Annotated in this window: 22 protein-coding genes and 1 pseudogene; 12 read left to right on the plus strand and 11 right to left on the minus strand. The window is 69.3% G+C overall.

The window, feature by feature from the left end; all coding sequences use genetic code 11:
* The coding region (locus tag AC1DY5_RS00850; RefSeq protein WP_478107527.1) for a recombination-associated protein RdgC at window positions 1-959 on the minus strand (959 nt) is incomplete at its 3' end.
* Between the two features lie 117 nt (window positions 960-1076).
* Between AC1DY5_RS00850 and AC1DY5_RS00855 the strand changes: the two genes are divergently transcribed.
* From AC1DY5_RS00855 to AC1DY5_RS00865, 3 genes are read left to right on the plus strand one after another with little or no spacing between them, the layout of a single operon-like run.
* Window positions 1077-2015, plus strand: coding sequence for a branched-chain amino acid transaminase (locus AC1DY5_RS00855; RefSeq protein WP_478107433.1), 939 nt, complete (start codon window positions 1077-1079; stop codon window positions 2013-2015).
* Window positions 2016-2020: 5 nt separating this feature from the next.
* Window positions 2021-2233, plus strand: a complete 213-nt coding sequence (locus AC1DY5_RS00860) for a zinc-finger domain-containing protein (protein WP_478107436.1) — start codon at window positions 2021-2023, stop codon at window positions 2231-2233.
* Between the two features lie 16 nt (window positions 2234-2249).
* Entirely contained in the window at window positions 2250-2639 is a 390-nt protein-coding gene (locus AC1DY5_RS00865; RefSeq protein WP_478107438.1) for a hypothetical protein, read from the plus strand.
* Here the strand turns inward: AC1DY5_RS00865 and AC1DY5_RS00870 are convergent.
* From AC1DY5_RS00870 to AC1DY5_RS00915, 10 genes and pseudogenes are all read right to left on the minus strand, one after another.
* On the minus strand, window positions 2570-3793 hold the full coding sequence (locus AC1DY5_RS00870; protein WP_478107440.1) for an O-antigen ligase family protein: 1224 nt from the start codon (window positions 3791-3793) through the stop codon (window positions 2570-2572). The two genes, AC1DY5_RS00865 and AC1DY5_RS00870, sit on opposite strands and share 70 nt — an antisense overlap.
* A gap of 34 nt (window positions 3794-3827) precedes the next feature.
* Window positions 3828-5015 (minus strand): HAMP domain-containing sensor histidine kinase, encoded by a 1188-nt coding sequence (locus tag AC1DY5_RS00875; RefSeq protein WP_478107442.1) that lies wholly within the window; start codon window positions 5013-5015, stop codon window positions 3828-3830.
* Complete coding sequence (locus AC1DY5_RS00880) at window positions 5015-5728, minus strand: response regulator (RefSeq protein ID WP_478107444.1); 714 nt, start codon at window positions 5726-5728, stop codon at window positions 5015-5017. Before AC1DY5_RS00880 ends, AC1DY5_RS00875 begins: the two co-directional genes overlap by 1 nt.
* A 114-nt stretch (window positions 5729-5842) precedes the next feature.
* Window positions 5843-6286 (minus strand): hypothetical protein, encoded by a 444-nt coding sequence (locus tag AC1DY5_RS00885; protein ID WP_478107532.1) that lies wholly within the window; start codon window positions 6284-6286, stop codon window positions 5843-5845.
* Window positions 6287-6836: 550 nt separating this feature from the next.
* A pseudogene (locus AC1DY5_RS00890) lies at window positions 6837-6971 on the minus strand (NAD(P)-binding protein); the annotation flags it as partial.
* A gap of 6 nt (window positions 6972-6977) precedes the next feature.
* Window positions 6978-7811 (minus strand): beta-ketoacyl synthase chain length factor, encoded by an 834-nt coding sequence (locus AC1DY5_RS00895; protein ID WP_478107446.1) that lies wholly within the window; start codon window positions 7809-7811, stop codon window positions 6978-6980.
* Entirely contained in the window at window positions 7808-9001 is a 1194-nt protein-coding gene (locus tag AC1DY5_RS00900; protein ID WP_478107448.1) for a beta-ketoacyl-[acyl-carrier-protein] synthase family protein, read from the minus strand. Before AC1DY5_RS00900 ends, AC1DY5_RS00895 begins: the two co-directional genes overlap by 4 nt.
* Window positions 9002-9095: 94 nt before the next feature.
* Window positions 9096-9383 (minus strand): type II toxin-antitoxin system VapC family toxin, encoded by a 288-nt coding sequence (locus AC1DY5_RS00905; protein WP_478107451.1) that lies wholly within the window; start codon window positions 9381-9383, stop codon window positions 9096-9098.
* Window positions 9384-9588: 205 nt separating this feature from the next.
* Window positions 9589-9903, minus strand: coding sequence for a FitA-like ribbon-helix-helix domain-containing protein (locus AC1DY5_RS00910; protein ID WP_478107453.1), 315 nt, complete (start codon window positions 9901-9903; stop codon window positions 9589-9591).
* Window positions 9904-9937: 34 nt separating this feature from the next.
* Complete coding sequence (locus AC1DY5_RS00915) at window positions 9938-11308, minus strand: AmpG family muropeptide MFS transporter (protein ID WP_478107455.1); 1371 nt, start codon at window positions 11306-11308, stop codon at window positions 9938-9940.
* Between the two features lie 110 nt (window positions 11309-11418).
* Here AC1DY5_RS00915 and atzF point away from each other — a divergent pair, with 110 nt between their 5' ends.
* From atzF to AC1DY5_RS00960, 9 genes are all read left to right on the plus strand, one after another.
* Window positions 11419-13143, plus strand: a complete 1725-nt coding sequence (gene atzF / locus AC1DY5_RS00920; protein ID WP_478107456.1) for an allophanate hydrolase — start codon at window positions 11419-11421, stop codon at window positions 13141-13143.
* A gap of 31 nt (window positions 13144-13174) precedes the next feature.
* The gene (locus tag AC1DY5_RS00925; RefSeq protein ID WP_478107459.1) at window positions 13175-14188 is read left to right on the plus strand and encodes an ABC transporter substrate-binding protein; all 1014 of its coding nucleotides are present in this window, start codon (window positions 13175-13177) and stop codon (window positions 14186-14188) included.
* 4 nt (window positions 14189-14192) lie between these two features.
* Complete coding sequence (locus AC1DY5_RS00930) at window positions 14193-15020, plus strand: ABC transporter permease (RefSeq protein ID WP_478107461.1); 828 nt, start codon at window positions 14193-14195, stop codon at window positions 15018-15020.
* Entirely contained in the window at window positions 15017-15850 is an 834-nt protein-coding gene (locus tag AC1DY5_RS00935; protein ID WP_478107463.1) for an ABC transporter ATP-binding protein, read from the plus strand. Before AC1DY5_RS00930 ends, AC1DY5_RS00935 begins: the two co-directional genes overlap by 4 nt.
* Window positions 15851-15861: 11 nt before the next feature.
* A complete protein-coding gene (locus AC1DY5_RS00940; protein WP_478107465.1) occupies window positions 15862-16068 on the plus strand; it encodes a DUF4089 domain-containing protein in 207 nt (68 codons plus the stop codon).
* Window positions 16065-17492 carry an AtzE family amidohydrolase gene (locus tag AC1DY5_RS00945; RefSeq protein WP_478107467.1) on the plus strand — a complete coding sequence of 476 codons (1428 nt, stop codon included), beginning with the start codon at window positions 16065-16067 and terminating at the stop codon, window positions 17490-17492. The genes AC1DY5_RS00940 and AC1DY5_RS00945 overlap by 4 nt, the downstream gene beginning before the upstream one ends.
* 410 nt (window positions 17493-17902) lie before the next feature.
* Entirely contained in the window at window positions 17903-19018 is a 1116-nt protein-coding gene (locus tag AC1DY5_RS00950; RefSeq protein ID WP_478107469.1) for a BMP family ABC transporter substrate-binding protein, read from the plus strand.
* A 28-nt stretch (window positions 19019-19046) separates the two neighbouring features.
* A complete protein-coding gene (locus AC1DY5_RS00955) occupies window positions 19047-20126 on the plus strand; it encodes an ABC transporter permease (RefSeq protein WP_478107471.1) in 1080 nt (359 codons plus the stop codon).
* Complete coding sequence (locus tag AC1DY5_RS00960; RefSeq protein WP_478107473.1) at window positions 20123-21043, plus strand: ABC transporter permease; 921 nt, start codon at window positions 20123-20125, stop codon at window positions 21041-21043. The genes AC1DY5_RS00955 and AC1DY5_RS00960 overlap by 4 nt, the downstream gene beginning before the upstream one ends.
* Window positions 21044-21045: the final 2 nt, after the last annotated feature.

Raw genomic sequence — 21045 nt, forward strand, 5'->3', positions numbered from 1 at the left:
GTCTCGGCCTTGGGCGCCGCCGAGGCCGCAGGCGCCGCGTCGGCAGCCGCCGCCGTCCCCAGCTTCATCTCGCCGCCCAGGGCCTCCAGCAGTTCGGGCACCAGCTGGCCCAGCTCGCCGGTCGCAATCGCAGCGTTGGCGTCGAAGTCGTCTTCCTTGCCCGAGGCCGGAGCGTCGTCCAGCGTGCCTTCGAGGAACACGATCTTGCGCAGTTGCAGCCCCTCGGTCAGCTCGAAAGAAACGCGGTCGTCCCAGGTCATCGCGAGCCGGGTCGGGCGCTTGCCGGCCGCGATGTGCCCGCGCACCTCGTCGATGTCCAGCGGGTGCTTGGCGTAGCGCACCACGGCCTTCGATTCGTCGGTCGCCTTGAGCTCGCATTCGCGATCGATCGTGAAGCCGGCGGGCGGTTCCTGGCTCGACAGCCACTCGGACATCGCCGCCGCCGGCTCGACCTGCGAGTTGACCAGCGCCACCGCGAAGCCGTCGAGCGACTTGACGAGGCTGGTGACCACTTCGTCAGCGCGCGCGGCATTGCTCGAGTTCACCACCAGCCGGCGGGCCTTCGGGTCGATCCAGACCGCCACCCGGGCATGGCGCGTGAAGGCCAGTGGCAGCAGTTCGTGGGTGACGTCTTCCTTGAGTTCCTTCTTTTCCTTCTTGCCGGGCTTGCGGCCAGTGGTGGCCTCGATCTGCGCGGCGCGTTCGTCGACCTTGCGGCGCACGACGGAGGCGGGCAGGGTCTTGGTCTCGATCATGTAGTCGAGCAGCCACTGGCCGGCGACGGATTCGGCGAGCGGGCCGTGCTCCTGGCCGCGAGGCTCGGTCCAGCCGGCGGACTTTTCCTGCGACGGACTACAGGGGACGAAGCGCTGCGCGGCCAGCCCTTGCTCGACCTGGTCGAGCGACTGCGACCAGGTGGCTTCGATGCGGTAGACGATGACGTTCTTGAAGACGGACACTGAAATCCTTTTCTCTGGCGGGTTGGCAAAACCGACGATTGTCGGTCCGACACCTCCGGCCCGCGGCCGTAAAATCGAAAGCTTTTGCGACATACCCCCCGGTTGAAGGACAAAGACATGAGCGCACTGCCCCCCGCACTGGACGACCGTGACGGCAAGATCTGGATGGACGGCGATCTCGTGGACTGGCGCGAAGCCAAGATCCACGTGCTGAGCCACACGCTGCACTATGGCTGCGGCGTCTTCGAGGGCGTGCGCGCCTACAACACGGTCAACGGCACCGCGATCTTCCGCCTGGCCGAGCACACCGAGCGGCTGTTCAACAGCGCCAAGATCCTGCGCATGAAGATCCCGTTCAGCCAGGAGCAGGTCAACGAGGCCCAGAAGCAGGTGGTGCGCGAGAACAAGCTCGACAGCTGCTACCTGCGCCCGCTCGTCTGGATCGGCTCCGAGAAGCTCGGCGTCAGCCCCAAGGGCAACAGGATCCACGCGATGGTCGCGGCCTGGGCCTGGGGCGCCTACCTGGGCGACGAGGGCATGAAGCGCGGCATCCGCGTCAAGACCTCCAGCTATACGCGGCATCACGTCAACATCACGATGACGCAGGCCAAGGCGGTCAGCAACTACAGCAACTCGATCCTGGCCAACATGGAAGCGCTCGACGACGGCTACGACGAGGCACTGCTGCTCGACGCCAGCGGCTTCGTCTCCGAAGGCGCGGGCGAGAACATCTTCGTGGTCAAGGGCGGCGTGGTCTACACGCCCGACCTGTCGGCCGGCGCGCTCAACGGCATCACGCGCAACACGATCCTGCACATCTGCAAGGACCTCGGCATCGAGGTGGTGCAGAAGCGCATCACGCGCGACGAGGTCTACATCGCCGACGAAGCCTTCTTCACCGGCACCGCGGCCGAAGTCACGCCGATCCGCGAACTCGACCGCGTCGAGATCGGCACCGGCTCGCGCGGCCCGGTCACCGAGAAGATCCAGAGTGCCTTCTTCGACATCGTGAATGGCCGGAATCCCAAGTACGCCCACTGGCTCACCAAGGTCTGAAGACGATGTCCACCCCCAAGAGCACCATCGAACTCCTCGCCAAGGACTTGAACGACCAGGGCGGCGTGTTCTGCCCGAATCCCAAGGCCGACATGCAGCTCTGGAGCGCCCACCCCAAGGTCTACCTCGATGTCGCCCGCACCGGTGAGGCCAAGTGCCCTTACTGCGGCACGGTCTACAGGCTCAAGGCCGGCGAGGCGGCGGGCCACCACCACTGAGCCTTTCGGGGTTCCCGTGCGCGACTTGTACCTTGTCAACGTCAAGGTGGGACGAGGCTCGAACGGCACCCTGCCGTCGACCCTTGCCGGCGCCTATGTGTCGGCCTACGCTACGGCGTCGGACCCCGAGTCCGCGATCCGCCTTGCGATCAGGAAGCTGACTGCGCAGGGCTTCGAATTCCTGGCCACCCAGGGGCCAATCAGCCGGATCGAGCCTCGCGAGTGGTCCCGCCACGTCGTGCAGTCATGGCCTGAATTTATTGGCGAACTGCCGTCGCAGGACGAGATCGCCGCCGGTCTCGAGCGCGAGATGGTGTTCTTCGGCCCGTTCGTGGGCTATGACCGGGGCCTCGAGGGCAGCAGCCCGCGCCAGGACTCCCCCGGATCCTGCGCCAGCCGCAGGTAGACCATCGCGACCCACAGCAGCGCCAGCCCGATCTGCGCATCGCGCAGTGCCGAGTTGACGCTGGTGGCGATCAGCATGATCAGCGTCGCGGCGAAGGCCTGGCGCCCGGCCAGGTCGTCGCGGCGCCAGGCGATCCAGACCGCGACCAGCATGATCGCCAGCAGGCTCAGCGCTCCCGGAACACCGCTTTGCGMGCCCATCCACAGGAAGTCGTTGTGGGGCATGTTCTTGTAGTCGAGCAGCTTGGGCCCGCGCAGGTGCCACTGCTCGGTCCAGCCGCCGATGCCCCAGCCGGTGAGGGGCCGGTCGATGATCATGCGGGCCGTGTCGCGGTACATGTAGTAGCGCACGACCCAGCTGGCCTCGGAGATCTCGCCGGCCTGCGCGGCCTCGATCTCCTGCATGCCGACCGCGAACTTCTGCTGCACCACCGGCGTGTTCCACAGGGCGCCGATGCCGATTGCGCCGACCACCATCAGCACCAGCGCCAGCACCTTGAGCTGCCGCCGCCACTGGTGCACGCAGGCGGCCGGGATCACCAGCAGCAGGGCCAGCAGCGAGGTGCGCGAGGGCAGGGTGAAGGTGATGATCRCCATCACCACGGGCACCAGCGCGAAGGCYGCGGCGGCGTGCCAGGACCGATGCTCGACCAGCGCCTTGAGCCCGTACACCGCGGCCGTGGCGGCCATGATCGTGAACAGCAGCGCATTGCTGATCGACTTGTTGCCGACCAGGATCAGCACGCCGCGCCAGGGCTCCAGCATCGGGAAGCCGACGGTGTAGTAGAGCGCGATCATCACGATGTTCACGAGTCCGATGATCCAGAAGCCGCGCACGGCCCAGATCGCCTCTTCGCGCGTGAGCGCCAGCGCCATCAGCACGGTGGCCGCGATGCGCAGCCCGTGCACCAGGTTCGACCCGGTCTCGGGATAGTGGGGCCCCGTCGCCAGGATGACCAGGGTCCAGATCACGTAGGCCATCACCGGCCACCACATCGGGTTGTGGCGCACCCTGATCGCACGTTCGCGCCAGTCGCCGGCGGCCAGCAGCGCGACCATCAGCAGCAGGGCCGAGAGGTAGGTGACCCCGACCGGCATGAACACCGTCAGCCCCCAGAACATGGCCGCGGGCCGAACGATGTGCGATCTCTGCATAGGGGCGGATTTTAGGAGGCCGCCAGAGGCGGCCTCAGTGCGGCAACGTCATGACGAAGCTGGCGCCGCCGCCCGGGCGGTCCTCGCAGCGCACGCTGCCGCCGTGGCGCTCGGTGATCGATTTCACCAACGCCAGGCCGAGCCCGACGCCGCCGTTGCGTTCGCTGGCGCCCGGCAGGCGGTAGAAGGGCTCGAAGATGCGCTCGCGCAGCGCCGCCGGCACGCCGGGGCCGCGGTCGTTGACGCGGATCTCGGCCCGCCCGGCACGGCTGCCGATCTGCAGGTTGATCTGGCCGGCACCGTAGCGGCCGGCGTTCTCGAGCAGGTTGCGGATGGCGCGGCGCAGCAGGCGCGGCACGCCGCGCACCGTGAGAGTGTCGCTGTCGGTGCCTTCCCTGACTTCGAGGTCGGCATCGACGCGGGCGCACTCCTCGGCCGCGAGGCCGGTCAGATCGACGGTCTCGATGGTGCCCATGTCGGCTTCCTTGGCGTCGAGCCGGCTGGCCAGCAGGATCTCGTCGATCAGCTGGTCGAGCTCGGCGATGTTGCGCGAGATTTCCTCGCGTGCCGCCGGGTTGGGCCGCTCGCCCATCAGCTCGAGGCTCATGCGGATGCGGGTCAGCGGCGAACGCAGCTCGTGCGAGGCATTGGCCAGCAGCGACTTGTGCGAACGCACCAGCTGCTCGATTCGGGCCGCCGCGGCATTGAAGCCGTTCGAGAGGTCGGCGACCTCGTCCTGGCCTTCCTCGGCCACGCGCACCGACAGGTCGCCCTCGCCCCAGCGCTGCACGCCGCGCTGCAGCACTTCGAGCCGCTTGGTGAGCCGGCGCACGATCGGGTACACGCCCAGTGCCACGATGACGCCGACCAGCGCCACCATCCAGCCAAGCCCGAAGGGGGTGCGCCACGGCGACATCGGCGGCGGGCCGCCGGGGGAGCGCTCGCGTGGCGCCACCCGCAGCGTGACCGCCCGGCCGTCGCCCAGCGTGACGTCGAACTCCAATCCCTGGCCCGGCACGCGCAGCGCCTTGCCGGCACCGATTGGCTTGTCGTCCGAATCGAGCACCACGACCTCGCGCGGCACCGGCGCCAGCCGTTCGCGCTCGCTCTCGGCTGCTTCTCGCACGATCCAGTTGGCCGTCAGCGTGAGGATGAAGACGCCCGCCACCACCGCCAGCCAGATGCGGACGTAGAGGTGCCGGCGGTAGAGCTTGAGGAGCATCAGTCCTGCTGCTTGGCGAAGACGTAGCCGACGCCGCGCACCGTGAGGATGCGCTTCGGGTTCTTGGCGTCGACCTCGATGGCGGCCCGGATCCGGCCCATGTGGACGTCGATCGAGCGGTCGAAGGCCTCGAGCTCGCGGCCGCGCACGGCTTCCATGATCTGGTCGCGCGTGAGCACGCGGCCGGCGCGCTCGGCCATCGCGACCAGCAGGTCGAACTGGTAGGAGGTGAGGTCGGCGGGTTCGCCGCCGACCGTGACGCTGCGGGCGTTGCGGTCGATGTCCAGCGAGCCGAAGCGCATCACGGCGGGGCCCTCGGCCTCGCCGGCGGTCTCGCCGCGACGGCGCAGCACGGCGCGGATGCGCGCCAGCAGTTCGCGCGGCTCGAAGGGCTTGGGCAGGTAGTCGTCAGCGCCGATTTCCAGGCCGATGATGCGGTCCATCGGGTCGCCCTTGGCGGTGAGCATCAGCACCGACACCTTGGCGAGCCCGTTGGGCAGCGCGCGGATCCGGCGGCAGACCTCGAGGCCGTCGGTGTCGGGCAGCATCAGATCGAGGATCACGAGGTCGGGCGAGCGCTGCTGCAGCATCTCGATCCCACTGGCGCCGTCGGCGGCATGCGCGAAGCCGAAACCCGACTGCGTCAGGTATTCGCCCACCATCTGCGCCAGGCGGGTGTCGTCTTCGATCATCAGGAGTTGGGGAGTGCTCATGGGTGTGTCTCCGTGCGGCCTGCCACGGTGGTTGCAAGGTGAGTAGCTTCCTCCTGCGGGGTCGCGCAGGCTTGAACGTTTCGTAAAGTTGGGTAAACCTTGGTGACGAGGCTGTCATCCGGCTTCGAACAGCAGGGGCTGCGGAGCGGGGCCTGCCGGCGCCGGTGCCTGGGCCAGCAGCGCGGCCAGCGCGCCGCCGTCCAGGCCCGGATGGTCGCGCTGCGCGCGGGCCAGCATTTCGCCGGCCAGGGTGGCCAGGCGGTCGACCGATTGCCGCATGCGGCGCTTGAAGGCCTCGTCGCCGAGCGTGTCATTGAGGCTGCGGTTGAGCTCGGCGAACCACGGCAGCGCCGCCTGGTCGAGCATCACGGCCGGGTTGCGCCGGTGGCTGACTGCCGACCAGGCGCGAAAGAAGGCCTGGGCCGCGATGTTGAGCTGCTGGCAGTGCTGCAGTTCGTCGCGCAGGCTGCCCAGCACGGCCAGGTCGGTGAGCCTCTGCTGGAAGAAGATCTGGGCCAGCACGCCCCAGTAGTAGGTGTAGTCCCAGATGACCTTCACCGGCAGCACCTCGGGGTCGCCGAACAGCGGGTATTGGTCGGTGTAGAGCGCCAGCGTGCTCTCGTAGAACGAGTGGTAGATCTGGTTCGGCGCCGGCTACTGGGTCTGCCTGATTCCGCTGGCCGCGGGCTCGCATCGGGCGCTTGAGCATCCCGGCGCGGCCGCAGGCGTCGACCAGCCAGCGGGTGTGGATCGTCTGCGTCCGGTCGCCGTCCGACCAATCGAGCCGGTGCGGCCCGCGCGGATCGTCGGCCAGGTCGATCCGGCGCACGGTCGCGCCGTCGATGAATCGAACGCCCCGGCGCCCGGCTTCCTCGGCCAGGTAGTTCTCGAAGATGCCGCGGTCGATCTGGTAGCCGGGCACAGAGAGGTAGCGGCTGGCGCCGATCTCGGTCACCTGGTCGATGTCGCGCCGGCCTTCGCTGAAGAAGAAGCGAAAGCCGAACTTGCGCAACTGGGCGCCGTGCAGGTGCGGCTTGAGGCCGAGCACGGTGTCGAAGTAGTGGGCACCGATCACGACCGACGACTCACCCACCTTGTGGGTGGCATGCGGCACCGGGTGCGAGCGCCGCTCGAGCACCACGACGTCGATGTCGGGGAAGCGTTGGCGCAATTGCAGGGCCAGCGTGAGTCCCGCGAGCCCGTCGCCCATCACGACATCGTGGGCGTGGCGGCGGGCGTCCATCGGACTTCAGTCTTGCGTTTCGAGCTGCACTTCGGGCTGCAGCTGCAGCTGGAGCGCCAGCGTGGCCGACAGCGGCAGACTCAGCGACACAGGTTCGGCGCGCGCCAGCGCCTCGAACAGCGGCAGGGCGTCGGCCATCGCGTTGACCTCCAGCGCCCGGGCCGCTTCGGAGCGGGCGCGCGTGGCCTGCGAGGCGCCGGGCACCAGCGTCCATTCGAAGGCGGCCACGGTGCGGGCGGTGCGCGTGGGCGACAGCACGAGGGCCACGGCCAGCATCTCGCGGCTGCGGGTCACCGAGGCCAGTGCGCCGACGGCCGGCATGTCGTAGCCGGCCAGCAGCACGGCGCGCTGGTCGGCGGCGCACAGCGCGGCCGCTTCCAGCAGGCCGGATGCGAAGCTGTTCTCGTAGGCGGCGAGCGAGTTGCTGGCCGCCATGCAGCCGGTGCCGATGGTCCAGTAGCCGACCGCGGCGTTGTGCACCGAGTTGTGGAACTTGATCGGCGACAGCAGCAGCGGATCGGCCGCCAGCGTGCTGCACATGTAGTCGTTGATGCCGAGGTCGCCGTGCGCCGAGGCGAAGACGCAGGGCAGGTCGGCGGCGTTGCGGCCCGAAGCGGCCACGGCTGCGGCCGCCACTTCGAGCGCCAGTGCCACCGTGTCGGGGGCGCGCCGGCGTTCGGCCGGCGCCAGCAACTGGGGCGAGGGCCGCTTGGCCGGCGGGTCGGCCGGTGCGGCATTGCCGCGGAAGACCGCGCTGGCGATCTCCCAGCCCGGCAGCGTCGCCGACCAGAAGGCCGGACCTTCGATGTAGAGGGTGGGGGTCTTGGGGGTGGTCGTCATGCTGCGGCTCCCTTGCCGAAGACCAGCGAGCAGTTGTTGCCGCCGAAGCCGAATGAATTGCTCAGCGCGTAGCGCACCTCGCCGCGCGCGGGCTGCAGCTTGATCTGCGGGCCGCACTCGGCATCGAGCGTGGTGGTGTTGACGTTGCCCGGCTTCAGGCCGGTCTCGATTGCCAGCAGGCTGATCACGGCTTCGACGATGCCGGCAGCGCCCAGCGTGTGGCCGGTGAAGCCCTTGGTCGAGCTGGCGTGCGTGGTGTCGGGGAAGCGGCGGGCCACCATCGCGCCTTCGACTTCGTCGTTCTTGGTGCTGGCGGTGCCGTGCATGTTGATGTAGTCGATGGCGTTGGCGGCGAGGCCGGCGCGGGCCAGTGCGTCGTCGAGCGCCTTCTCGGCGCCCAGGCCCTCCGGGTGCGGGGTGGACATGTGGTGGGCGTCGCTGGCCTCGCCGTAGCCCAGCAGCTCGAGCGGGCCGCGCCCGCGCTCGACCAGCGCGAAGCCCGCGGCCTCGCCGAGGCTGATGCCCTTGCGGGCGGCATCGAAGGGGCGGCAAGGCTCGGGCGACACCAGTTCGAGGGAGTTGAAGCCGAACAGCACGCTGCCGCACAGCGTGTCGACACCGCCGACCACGGCCGCATCAACCAGCCCGAGGCGGATCAGCCGCTCGGCCGAGGCGAACACCTTGGCGCTCGACGAGCAGGCGGTGGAGATGGTCTCGGCCGGCCCTTCAAGGCCCAGCGCCTGCTGCACGAAGAGGGCGAGCGAATGCGGCGTATGCACCTTCGGGCGCTGCTGGTCAGCCGGGAAGGCGCCATCGACCAGCTGGGTATAGGCATCCTCGGTCTCGCCGATGCTGGAGGTCGAGGTGCCGAGGATCACCGCGATGCGGGTCGGACCATAGCGCTTGCGGGCGGCGGCGACCGCTTCCATGAAGCCGTCGGCCTGYAGGCCCAGCCAGGCCAGCCGATTGTTGCGGCAATCCCAGGGCGCGAGTTCCTCGGGCAGCCGGAGCGCCTCGAGGCCGTCGACACGGCCGATCCAGGTCGGCAGCGGCGTGGCGCCGAAGTCATTGGCGCGCAGGCCGCTGCGCGATTGCGCGAGCGCGTCGCTGAGCGAGGTCTTGCCCACACCGACGGCCGAGGTCGCGGTGTAGGCGCTGATCTGCAGGGGGGAAATGCGTGAAGGTGTCACGTTGGGCAGCGGCGATGTCTAAAACACGACAGCCTACCAGTTGAGCGATACCCTTCGGGATCGGCCGACGCCGCGACCTTGCGGCCCCGGTCGCTCAGGGCAGGGCGCTCAGGTGCGTTTGCGCGGCCGCGGCCAGCCTGGCGTCGAAGGTGGCCAGCGGTGCCTTGAGTTCCGCCGCCAGCCAGAGATAGGCGGCGTCGTAGGCGGAGAGCTGGTAGGGCACGGCCAGCGCGTACTGTGCGCCGAGGTCGACCGGTTGCAGGTCGATGTCGTAGTCGCCGTAGTTGGCCAGCGCGAGCGCCAGCGACTCGGCGGGCCAGAATTGCCGGCGTTTCTCGAGCGCGACGCTGACGATCTCGTGGTCGAGCAGGTGGGGGGCCATGCAGCGCATGGCCGGTCAGTCGCGCCAGCGCTGCGTCGCGCGCCGGCTCGTCGAAAAGGATCGCGCTGATCGCGCTGCAGTCGACCACCATCGGCGGGCGCAGGCGATAGGCCGCCGGCGGCTCGGCCACGTGGGCATCGGCAGGGTCAACGCACGAACTCCGCGCTTCGCGCTGCGCTGTTCGCCTTGGGAGCGGCCCGGCGGCTCAACGGGCGTCCCGGTTGGCGCGAATGATGTCGACCGCGAGCGGGCCGGTGGCGATTGGCGCCGGGAAGCGGGCGCGGTGCTCGGCGGCGATCTGCTCGATCGGCTTGCCGCCGCGCCGCAGGACGGCCCGGCCGCCCCAGTCGTCGCCGACCGGCTGGGCCTGCACCGGCTGGGGCGCTTCTTCCGAGTCGCGCACCGCCTGTTCGATGATCGCCATCAGCTCACCCTGCAAAGAACGGTGGTTGCGGGCCGCGCGTTGGCGCAAGCGCTCGGCCACGTCATCCGGAACATCCTTGACTGACAAGTTGGCCATGATCGCCTCCAAATTGGCGCCATTTGGCGCCAATTCAGATCTCCTGCGGGGGCGCCGCGCCGGCGGGGGCCTTGCCGTTGCCGTTGCCCGCGGCCCGCGACGCCAGCGCCACCAACAGCAGCACCGGCACCCCGAGCACCGCCGTGCCGATGAAGAAGGCCCTGTAGCCGAAGTCGTCCACGAACACCCCGGAGTAGCCCGCGATGAATTTCGGCAGCAGCAGCATCAGCGAGCTGAACAGGGCGTACTGGGTGGCCGAGTAGCTGATGTTGGTCAGGCTCGACAGGTAGGCGATGAAGGCCGCCGAGGCGATGCCGCCGGCCAGGTTGTCGGCCGACACCACCAGCACCAGCGCCGTCAGGTCGTGCCCGCGCGAGGCCAGGCCGGCGAACAGCAGGTTGCTGGCGGCGCTGAGCACCGCGCCCAGCATCAGCACCCGCATCACGCCCAGCTTCATCGACAGCGCGCCGCCGACGAAGGCGCCGGCCAGCGTCATCACCACGCCGTAGATCTTGCTGACCGTGGCGACCTCGTCCTTGGTGAAGCCCATGTCGACGTAGAAGGGGTTGGCCATGATGCCCATCACGACGTCGCTGATGCGGTAGACGGCGATCAGCAAGAGGATCAGCACCGCCTGCCAGCGGTAGCGGCGGATGAAGTCGGCGAAGGGCTCGACCAGCACGCTCCGAAGCCATTCGCGGGCGCCCCTGGGCTGCGGCAGGGCGATCCGCACCGGCTCTGGCGACAGCAGCACCGTCAGGATGCCGACCGCCATCGAGGCCGCCATCACCAGGTAGGCGGTCTTCCAGGCGCCGTTCTGGTAGCCCGCGACGCCGGGCAGTTCGGCCCAGGCGGCGACCCACAGCACGCCGGCGCCGGCCCAGATCATCGCCAGGCGGTAGCCGGTCTGGTAGCAGGCGGCCAGCGCGGCCTGCTTGCGCGTGGCGGCCGACTCGATGCGGAAGGCGTCCAGCGCGATGTCCTGGGTCGCCGAGCCGAAGGCCACCAGCAGCGCGCACCAGACCAGGGGCGGCAGGCCGTCGCGCGGGTCGTTGAAGGCCATGCCGGCCAGCCCGGCGATGACCGCGATCTGGGCCAGCAGCAGCCAGCCGCGGCGACGGCCGAGCAGGGTGGTCAGCGGCGGCACCGGCAGGCGGTCGACCAGCGGCGCCCAGACCCACTTGAAGCCATAGGCGAGGCCGACCCAGCTCAGGAAACCGATGGTGGAGCGGTCGATGCCGGCCTCGCGCAGGCGAAAGCTCAGCGTCCCCAGCACCAGCAGCAGCGGCAGGCCGGCCGAGAAGCCGAGCGCCAGCATGCGCAGCGAGGCGGGTTCGAGATAAACCTTGAGCGCGTCGCGCCAGGGCAGGGACGGGGGGGCTTCGGCAGCCTGCGGTGCGGACATTCGGTGCGGGAGGTTGAGGCCCCGCATTATTCCCGCATGCCGCGCCGCCGGCGGCGAAGTCGGCTGGCACATCCTTTGCAAGGCATCTTGTACACAAGACAGGATGCTTGATGATGGTGCATGAACAGGCAGTTCGCCCGGGCGATGCCAAGCCTCAGTTGGAAGGCCGGGCCGGCGCGGCGTGGATCACGCGGCTCGCGGCGCCCCTGGCCGGTGCCGGCAGCGGCCCGCTGGCCGGCCTGCGTTTCGCCGCCAAGGACAACATCGACGTCGCCGGGGTCCCCACTACGGCGGCCTGCCCCGCCTTCGCCCGGACGCCGGCGGCGCACGCCCACGTGGTGCAGCGCTTGCTCGATGCCGGTGCGGCGCTGTTGGGCAAGACCAATCTCGACCAGTTCGCCTGCGGCCTGAACGGCACCCGCTCGCCCTATGGCGCAGTGCCTAACAGTTTCGATCCGCGCTACGTGTCGGGTGGCTCGAGCTCCGGTTCGGCCTACGTGGTGGCGACCGCGCAGGCCGACTTCGCGCTCGGCACCGACACCGCGGGCTCGGGCCGGGTGCCGGCCGGGCTCAACAACATCGTCGGCATCAAACCCTCGCGCGGACTGCTGAGCGCGCGCGGCGTGGTGCCGGCGGCGCAGAGCGTCGACTGCGTCTCGATCTTCGCGCGCACGGTAGCGGTCGCCGCCCGCGTGCTGCACGCGGCGATGGGTTACGACCCCGAGGACCCCTACGGCCGCGACCTCGCGCTGGTGACGCGGCCGCTGCCCGCGGCCTTCCGCTTCGGCCTGCCCTCGGCGCTCAACTTCTTCGGCGACGCGCAGGCGCAGGCGGCCTTCGAGCGCGCCAACGCGCAGCTGCGCGCCCTGGGCGGCACGCCGGTCGAGATCGACTACGCGCCGCTGGCCGAGGCCGCCGCGCTGCTCTACGACAGTGCGCTGGTCGCCGAGCGCTATGCCGCGGTGCGCGAGTTCTTTGACGCCCACGAGGCCGAGGTGGTGGAGCCGGTGCGCGGCATCCTGGCGCAGGGCCGCGGCTACAGCGCCGCCGACTTCGTCGAAGCCCGCACCCGGCTGCATGCGCTGGGCCAGCGAGCCGCCGCGATGTGGAACGACATCGACGTGCTGCTGGTGCCCACTGCGCCGGCCCACTACACGATCGAGGCGATGCAGGCCGACCCGGTGGCGCTCAACCGCAACCTCGGCGAATACACCAATTTCGTGAACCTGCTCGATTACGCGGCGATCTCGGTGCCGGCCAGCCTGCGCCCCGACGGGCTCCCCTTCGGCATCACGCTGATCGGCCGTGCCGGCAGCGACTTCCAGCTGGCCGAGCTCGGCCAGCGCTTCCACCATGCCACCGGGCTGCCGCTCGGCGCCACGCGCGAGCCGATGCCGCCGATGCAGGACCTGCCGCTGATCGCCGCGGCGCCGACGGTCCAGGTCGCGGTGGTCGGCGCCCACCTGTCGGGCATGCCGCTGAACGGCCAACTAACCGAGCGCGGCGCCCGGCTGGTCGCGGCCACGCACACAGCGCCGGACTACCGTCTCTATGCGCTGCCCGGCACCGTGCCGCCCAAGCCCGGCCTGCTGCGCGTGGCCGCGGGCGGGGGCGCGGCGATCGCGGTCGAGATCTGGGAGATGCCGATGGCGCACTACGGCAGCTTTGTCGCCCTGATCCCGGCGCCGCTGGGCATCGGCAGCCTGCTGCTGGCCGACGGCCGCAGCGTGCAGGGCTTCCTCTGCGAAGCGCTGGCGGTGGCCGGCGCCGACGACATCACCGGGCTCGGCGGCTGGCGCGCCTACATCGCTGCGCGCAGCGCGGCCGCGAACTGATTCCACCTTTTCACTTTGATCCGGAGCACCCATGGCCCCCAGCAAGAAACCCCTGACCCTCGCCACCCCGGCTTCGCGGCGCCAACTGCTGCGGGCCGGCGCCGCCGGACTCGCGGTGCTCGCCGTGCCGGCCATCGTGGGGGCCCAGGGCGCACCCAAGATCCGCATCGGCTACTGGCCGATCGCGGCCGGCCTGCCTTTCTATGCCGCGGTCGAACTCGGCTACTTCAAGGCCGCCGGCCTCGACGTCGAAGTGCAGCGCTATGCCGGAGCGCAGCAGATCATGGAAGCGATGCTGGCCGACCGCTGCGATGGCAGCGCCAACGGCACCGGCTCCGCCAACATCGCGATCGGCGAGATCGCGGCGCCCGGCAGCTTCAAGATCTTCTGCTCCAACCCGAGCAACGTGAAGAACGTGCTCGACCAGGTGCTGGTGCCGACCGCCAGCACCGCCAAGGTGATGGCCGACCTGAAGGGCAAGCGGGTCGCTTCGGGTCCCGGCATCCAGAACGTGACGCTGGCCAAGGCGGTGCTCGAACGCGGCGGCGCCACAGGCGCCACGGTGGTCGAGCTGCCGATCGGCCAGCATGTGGCGGCGCTCGCGGCGGGTCAGGTCGACGGCTGCTACACGCTGGAGCCGACCGGCACCATCGGCCGGCTCAACGGCAGCACGCGCGTGCTGGAAGCCGGCGTGATCGCGAAGTATGTGCTGGGCGACCCGATGGCGCCGTGGTTCGGCGGCTCGGCCTCGCTGACCTCGGCGCTGATCAAGAAGAACCCCGAGGCGGCGAAGAAGTTCATCACCGCCTACGGGCAAGGCGTGGCCTTCGTGCGCAGCAAGCCAGCCGAGGCACGCCAGTACCTCAAGGGCTACACCGCGATCGAAGGCCCGCTGACCGGCGAGGTGCCGCTGGCGGCCTACACGATGTACAACGAGTTCACGCCAGGCGACATCGCCTACTTCCAGAAGTTCTTCGACCTGTTCTCGGACAAGGGCATCTTCTCGTCGCGCCTGATGGTGGACTCGATGCTCTACAAGGGCTGATGCCATGAGCACGCCCACGCCCGCGGCGCCCTGGTCGCCCCCTGCCGCCAACGCATCCGCCTCCGCGCCGCCGCGCGAGTCGCACTGGGTCAAGGCGCTGCCCTTCATCGGCCCGGTGGTGCTGTTCATCGTCTGGGACCTTGTGGTGCGCTTCGGCCTGATAAAGGCGATCCTGCTGCCGATGCCGGGCGACACGCTGCTCACGCTGCTCTCCGGCCTGGCCGGCGGCGCGCTGCTCGGCGACTTCGCGGTCACGGTCTGGCGCACGCTGCAGGCCTTCCTGATCGCGGCCATCGTGGGCGTGCCGCTCGGCGTGCTGCTCGGCAGCAACGAGCGCGCCTACCGCAGCGTCGAGTTCCTGATCGACTTCTTCCGCTCGACGCCGTCGTCGGCGCTGATCCCGCTGTTCCTCATGATCTTCGGCGTTTCGGACGTCAACAAGGTCGCGATCGCGGCCTTCGGCGCCCTGCTGATCGTGGTCTTCAACAGCGCCTACGGCGTGATGAACGCACGCAAGCAGCGGGTCATGGCGGCCAAGGTGATGGGCGCCTCGCGCTGGCAGATCTTCCGCGACGTGCTGGTCTGGGAGAGCCTGCAGCCGACCTTCGTCGGCCTGCGCTCGGCGGTCTCGATGGCGCTGGTGATCGTGATCGTGGCCGAGATGTTCATCGGCTCCGACAGCGGGCTCGGCCACCGCATCATCAACTCGCAGCAGGTGATGAACGTCAAGGACATGTACGCCTCGATCCTCGCGGCGGGCGCGCTGGGCTATGCGCTGAACATCCTTTTCCTCGTGGCCGAGCGCCGCATCGTGCACTGGAGCGGAAGATGAGAGCCACCGTCGAAAAGGTCATCAACGGGCCCGTGTACGCCGACGTGCCGAAGCCGGTCTTCACCCCGGGCCCGGCCGGCACCCACATCACGATCCGCGGGCTGACCAAGTACTTCGCGGGCTGGCCGCTCTATGAGAGCTTCGACCTCGACATCCCCAAGAACGAGATCGTCTCGGTGTTCGGTCCCAACGGCTGCGGCAAGTCGACCCTAATCAACATGATCGCGGGCCTGATCCCGATCGACTCGGGCGAGATCCTGTTCGACGGCAAGTCGCTGAAGGACACCAAGATCGGCTACGTGTTCCAGAACTACCGCGAGGCGATGTTCCCGTGGATGCGGACCATCGACAACATCGCCTACCCGCTGAAGCTCGAAGGCCGTTCGAAGGCCGAGGTCGATCGGCGCATGGAAGAGCTGGTGGCTTCCTTCGACGTCAAGTTCGACCTCAAGCGCTATCCCTACGAGTTGTCGGGCGGCCRGCAGCAGACCGCCTCGATCATGCGGGCGCTGGCGCCGAACCCCGAGGTGCTGTTCCTCGACGAACCGTTCTCGGCACTCGACTTCGAGATGACGCTCTTCATCCGCGAGAAGCTGCAGGAGGTGTTCATGAAGACCGGCACGACGATGCTGCTGGTGTCGCACGATCTCGAAGAAGCGGTGTATCTCGCCGACCAGGTGCTGCTCTTGACCAAGCGACCGACCAAGGTGGCGGAGATCCTCGACTACCGCGACGAGCGGCCGCGCACGCTTGAGACGCTGAGCTCGGCGAGCTTCGTCGCCATGAAGAAACTCAGCCTGGAGATCTTCCAGCGCGAAGTGCGCCGCTAGGAGTTGCAACCATGACCTCTTCGGAGATCGAAGCCTATGTCGATGCATCGGCGGCCGTGCTCGGCCTGAGGCTCAGGCCCGATCAGCGGCCGGGCGTGCTGCGCTACTTCGCGCTGGCTGCGGAGTTCGCCGCGTTGGTGGATGCGGTGCCCCTCAGCGAGCGCGACGAGCCGGCGCTGAGCTTCTCGCCGGTGTCGCCGAGGGAGAAGGAGCTATGAGCGCCGCTGCCTTGCTCAAGCAGGACGCATCCGAAATGACCGAGGCCGTGCGCGGCAACGCGGTCAGCGCGGTGGCGCTGGTGCAGGCCAGCCTGGACCGCATCGGTGCCACCGACGCCCGCGTCAACGCCTTCACCGCGGTGCTGCGCGAGCGCGCGCTGCGGCGCGCGGCGCAGGTCGATGCCTCGCTCGCCTCGGACCATGGCGCACGCACCCGCGAGTTGCCGCTGCTGGGCGTGCCCTTCGCGGTCAAGAACCTGTTCGACATCGCCGGACTCGCGACCCTGGCCGGCTCGAAGATCGAGCGCGCGAGCACGCCGCCGCGCGACGACGCGGCGCTGGTGCGTCGGCTCGAGAGTGCGGGCGCGGTGCTGGTCGGTGCGCTCAACATGGACGAGTACGCCTACGGTTTCACCACCGAGAACAGCCATGCCGGCCCGACCCGCAACCCGCACGACCTGGCGCGCATCGCGGGCGGCTCCTCTGGCGGATCGGGCGCAGCGGTCGCCGCCGGCCAGGTGCCGCTGACGCTGGGCTCCGACACCAACGGCTCGATCCGCGTGCCCTCGTCGCTGTGCGGCGTGTTCGGTCTCAAGCCGACTTTCGGACGGCTGCCGCGCACCGGCAGCTATCCCTTCGTGTCGAGCCTCGACCACCTGGGCCCGTTCGCGCGCTCGGCGCGCGACCTGGCGCTGGCCTACGACGCGATGCAGGGCCCCGAGGGCCGCGGCCCGCACGACCCCGGCTGCGCGCAGCGCGCGGTCGAGCCGGTCGCCGCATCGCTGACGCTGGGCGCGCAGGGCCTTCGCATCGGCGTGCTCGGCGGCTATTTCCGCCAGCATGCTTCGCCCGAGGCGCTGACTGCGGTCGACGCCGTGGCGCAGGCGCTGGGCGCCAGCCGCACGGTCGAACTGCCGATGGTCGAGGCCGGCCGGGCTGCCGCCTTCCTGGTCACCAACTCCGAAGGTGCCGCGCTGCACCTGCCCGACCTGCGCAAGCGCGCGCAGGACTTCGAACCGCTGTCGCGCGACCGCTTCCTGGCCGGCGCGCTGCTGCCGGCCGCCTGGGTGGCGCGGGCGCAGCGCGTGCGGCGCCTCTATGCGGAGCAGGTGGCAACGGTGTTCGAGCGCTTCGACGTCCTGCTGGCGCCCGCGACGCCCGCGGCGGCAACGCCGATCGGTGCCGAGTTCTTCGAGATCAATGGACACCGGCTGCCGGTGCGTCCGAACATGGGCCTGCTGACCCAACCGATCTCGTGCATCGGCCTGCCGGTGTGCGCGGTGCCGGTCTGGGGCGCCCATCCGGCGCTGCCGATCGGCGTCCAGGTGATCGCCGCTCCATGGCGCGAAGACCTGGTGCTGCGGGTGGCCGCGGCACTCGAATCCGCGGGCGCGGTGCACTCGCCGGTGGCCCCGCTGGTGTGAGATGAAACCGGGCTATTCGAATCTCTGTGGCCTGGAACCGGGGCGGGATCACGCCGACGGCGTGCTCTGCTCCGCGAATGTCCTCCGGCCTGCGGCCTCCTCCTTTATTTCGTTGCGCAGAGCACGCCATCGACGTGATCCAGTAGGGCAGTCGTTGATCGGCCGGTACCCACGCGCCCCGAACGCCCGGCGAGCCACTGACATGCGACAGCGCCCGCAAGCACAAAGACGGGGCGCCTGTGCTGGCGCGGCGCGCGTGCCGCACAAGGCTGGCGCACGGCGACGGCTCCGCGCCGCCCGTTAGCCTGAATTCGCCGCCAAAGCGCTGGTACGGTTTATGCACACCATCTTGTATCCAAGACACAGGACATCCCGGCCCCCTGATTCCTCAATTACCTGGAGTAAGCACCATGAGCCAGTTCAACCGTCGCGATTCCCTCAAGTCCCTGGCCGCCCTGGCCTCCGCCACCACCCTGGGCGGTTGGAGCGCGCTCGCCAGAGCGCAGAAGCCGCTGACCATCGGCGTGATCTATGTCGGCCCGCGCGACGACTATGGCTACAACCAGTCGCACGCGCTGGCCGCGGCCGAGCTCAAGAAGATGCCGGGCCTCAAGGTGGTCGAGGAAGAGAACGTGCCCGAGACCGCAGCGGTGCAGAAGACCATGACCGGGATGATTTCGCAGGACGGCGCTACGCTGCTGTTCCCGACCTCGTTTGGCTACTTCGATCCGCACATCCTGACGGTGGCGCCGAAGAATCCCGACGTGCGCTTCTCACATTGCGGCGGCCTCTGGACCGAAGGCAAGCATCCGAAGAACGTCGGCAGCTTCTTTGGCTACATCGACGAGTGCCAGTTCCTCAACGGCGTGATCGCCGGCCACATGACGAAGAGCAACAAGATCGCCTTCGTCGCCGCCAAGCCGATCCCGCAGGTGCTGCGCAACATCAACGCCTTCACGCTCGGCGCGCGCTCGGTCAAGCCAAACATCACCTGCAGCGTGATCTTCACGGGCGACTGGTCGATGGCCGTGAAGGAGGCCGAGGCCACCAACAGCCTGGCCGACCAGGGCTGCGACGTCTTCACGATGCACGTCGACGGCCCCAAGGTGGTGGTCGAGACCGCGGCCAAGCGCGGCAAGATGGTCTGCGGCTACCACGCGAGCCAGGCCAAGCTGGCGCCCAATGCCTACCTGACCGGTGCCGAATGGAACTGGGTCACGGCCTACAAGACCATCGTCGATGCCGCCCAGGCCGGCAAGCCGCATCCGAACTTCCTGCGCGGCGGCCTCAAGGAAGGCTACGTCAAGATGTCGCCGTACGGCCCGATGGTCACCGATGCGGCCAAGAAGAACGCCGACGAGGTCAAGGCCAAGATGCTGGCGGGCAGCTTCGACATCTTCACGGGCGGGCTGAAGGACAACAAGGGCGTGGTCGTGATCCCGGCCGGCAAGGCGCTCAAGCAGACGGACCTCGAACTGGAAAAGATGAACTACCTGGTCGAAGGCGTCGTCGGCTCGGTCGCCTGATCATCTCGCCACAGCACGCGAGCCGACGATGCGCAACGCATTGAGAGAGATCGCACTGCCGGCGTTCGCCATCGCGGCGGCACTGCTTCTCTTCGGCGTCTTCGTCTGGTTCGCCGGCGTGAGTCCGCTGGAGGTCTGGTTCATCCTGTTCAAGGGGGCCTTCGGCGACTGGTTCTCGTGGCAGAACACGCTGCAGCGCGCCGCGCCGCTGATGCTGACCGCGCTGTGCGTCGCCATCCCGGCGCGCGCCGGACTGGTGATCATCGGTGGCGAAGGCGCCCTGGTGCTCGGCGGCCTGGCCGCCGCGGCGCTGCCCTATGCACTGACGCTGCCGGCGAACTTCCTGGGCACTGTCGCGCTGTGCGTGGCCGGCGCCATCGCCGGCGCCGCCTGGATCGCGCTGGCGGGTTGGCTGCGGCAATACCGCGGCATCAACGAGACCATCAGCAGCCTGCTGCTGGCCTACATCGCGATCGGCCTCTTCAAGCACCTGGTCGAAGGCGTGCTGCGCGATCCGGCCAGCCTCAACAAGCCGGCCACGCGCTCGATCGCCGAAGGGCTCGGGATCGGCAGCATCGGCGGCTCCGACGTGCACTGGGGCCTGGTGGTCGGCATCGTCGCCTGCCTGGTGTCGGGCCTCTGGCTGCGTGCCACCGCATCGGGCTTCTCGGTCCGCGTGGTCGGCGGCAATCCGCGCTCCGCGCAACTGGTCGGCCTGCCGGCCAGCGGGCTGATCCTGGCCGCCTGCGGGATCGGCGGCGCCTGCGCGGGCGTGGCCGGCGCGGTCGAGGTCGCGGCGGTGCACACCAACGCCAACGCCTCGCTGATCGCGGGCTACGGCTATGCCGGCATCCTGGTGTCCTTCATCGCGCGCCACAACCCGGTGGCGGTGATCCCGGTGGCGATTCTTTTCGGGGGCTTCGGCGCCGCGGGCAGCCTGCTGCAACGCCGCCTGGGCCTGCCCGACGCATCCGTGCTGGTGCTGCAGGGCATGGCCTTCGTCCTGATTCTCGCGAGCGAGGGCCTGCGCATGATCGACTGGAAGACGCTGCTGAAGAATCGCATGCCGCGCGCCGTTCAGCCGCGCCTGACGAAGGAGCCCGTATGACAGCCGACCAGTGGATCGCCCTCGTGGCGGGCATCGTCGGCGGCGCCTTGCGCGTCGGCGCGCCTTTTCTGTTCGTGAGCCTCGGCGAGTGCCTGACCGAGAAATCGGGCCGCATCAACCTCGGCCTCGAAGGCGTGCTTGTGCTGTCGGCGATGGCATCCTTCGGTGGATCATGGCTCACAGGCTCGGCCTGGCTCGGCGTGCTGATCGGCGGGGTTGCGGGCGCGCTGCTTGCGCTGCTGCACGGGCTGCTGTGCTCGCTCGATCGCGTCAACGATGTCGCCACCGGCATCGCGCTGATGCTGTTCGGCACCGGGCTCGCCTTCTACCTCGGCAAGCCGCTGATCCAGCCGCAGGCGCCGCAGCTGCCGGCGATCCCGCTCGGCGACTGGAGCGACAACCCGGTGATCCGCTCGGCGCTGCAGGTCAATTCGCTGGTGCCGCTCGGCATCGTGCTGGCGGTGTTCCTGTGGTGGGGTTTCGCGCGCACCCGCGCCGGCCTGCTGGTGCGGATGGCGGGCGACTCGGCCAACGCGACGCGGGCGCTCGGCTACTCGGTGGCCGGCCTGCGCATCGCGGCCACCACCGCTGGCGGCTTCATCGCCGGGCTCGGCGGCGCCTCGCTCACGCTGTTCTATCCGGGCAGCTGGAACGAGGGAATCTCCAGCGGCCAGGGCCTGATTGCGGTGGCGTTGGTGATCTTCGCGCGCTGGAGCCCGCTGCGCTGCATCGGCGCCGCGCTGCTGTTCGGCGGCGCCGGCGCGATCGGCCCGGCGCTGCAGTCGATCGGCGTCGGCTGGGGCTACCACCTCTTCAACACCGTGCCCTACGTGCTCACGCTGGTGATCCTGGTGCTGACCTGCAAGCCGGGCAGCGTGGCGGTCGGCAGCCCGGGCGAACTGTCATCCACGCGCTGAAC

The organism is Variovorax sp. P4_D9, from assembly GCF_056401695.1.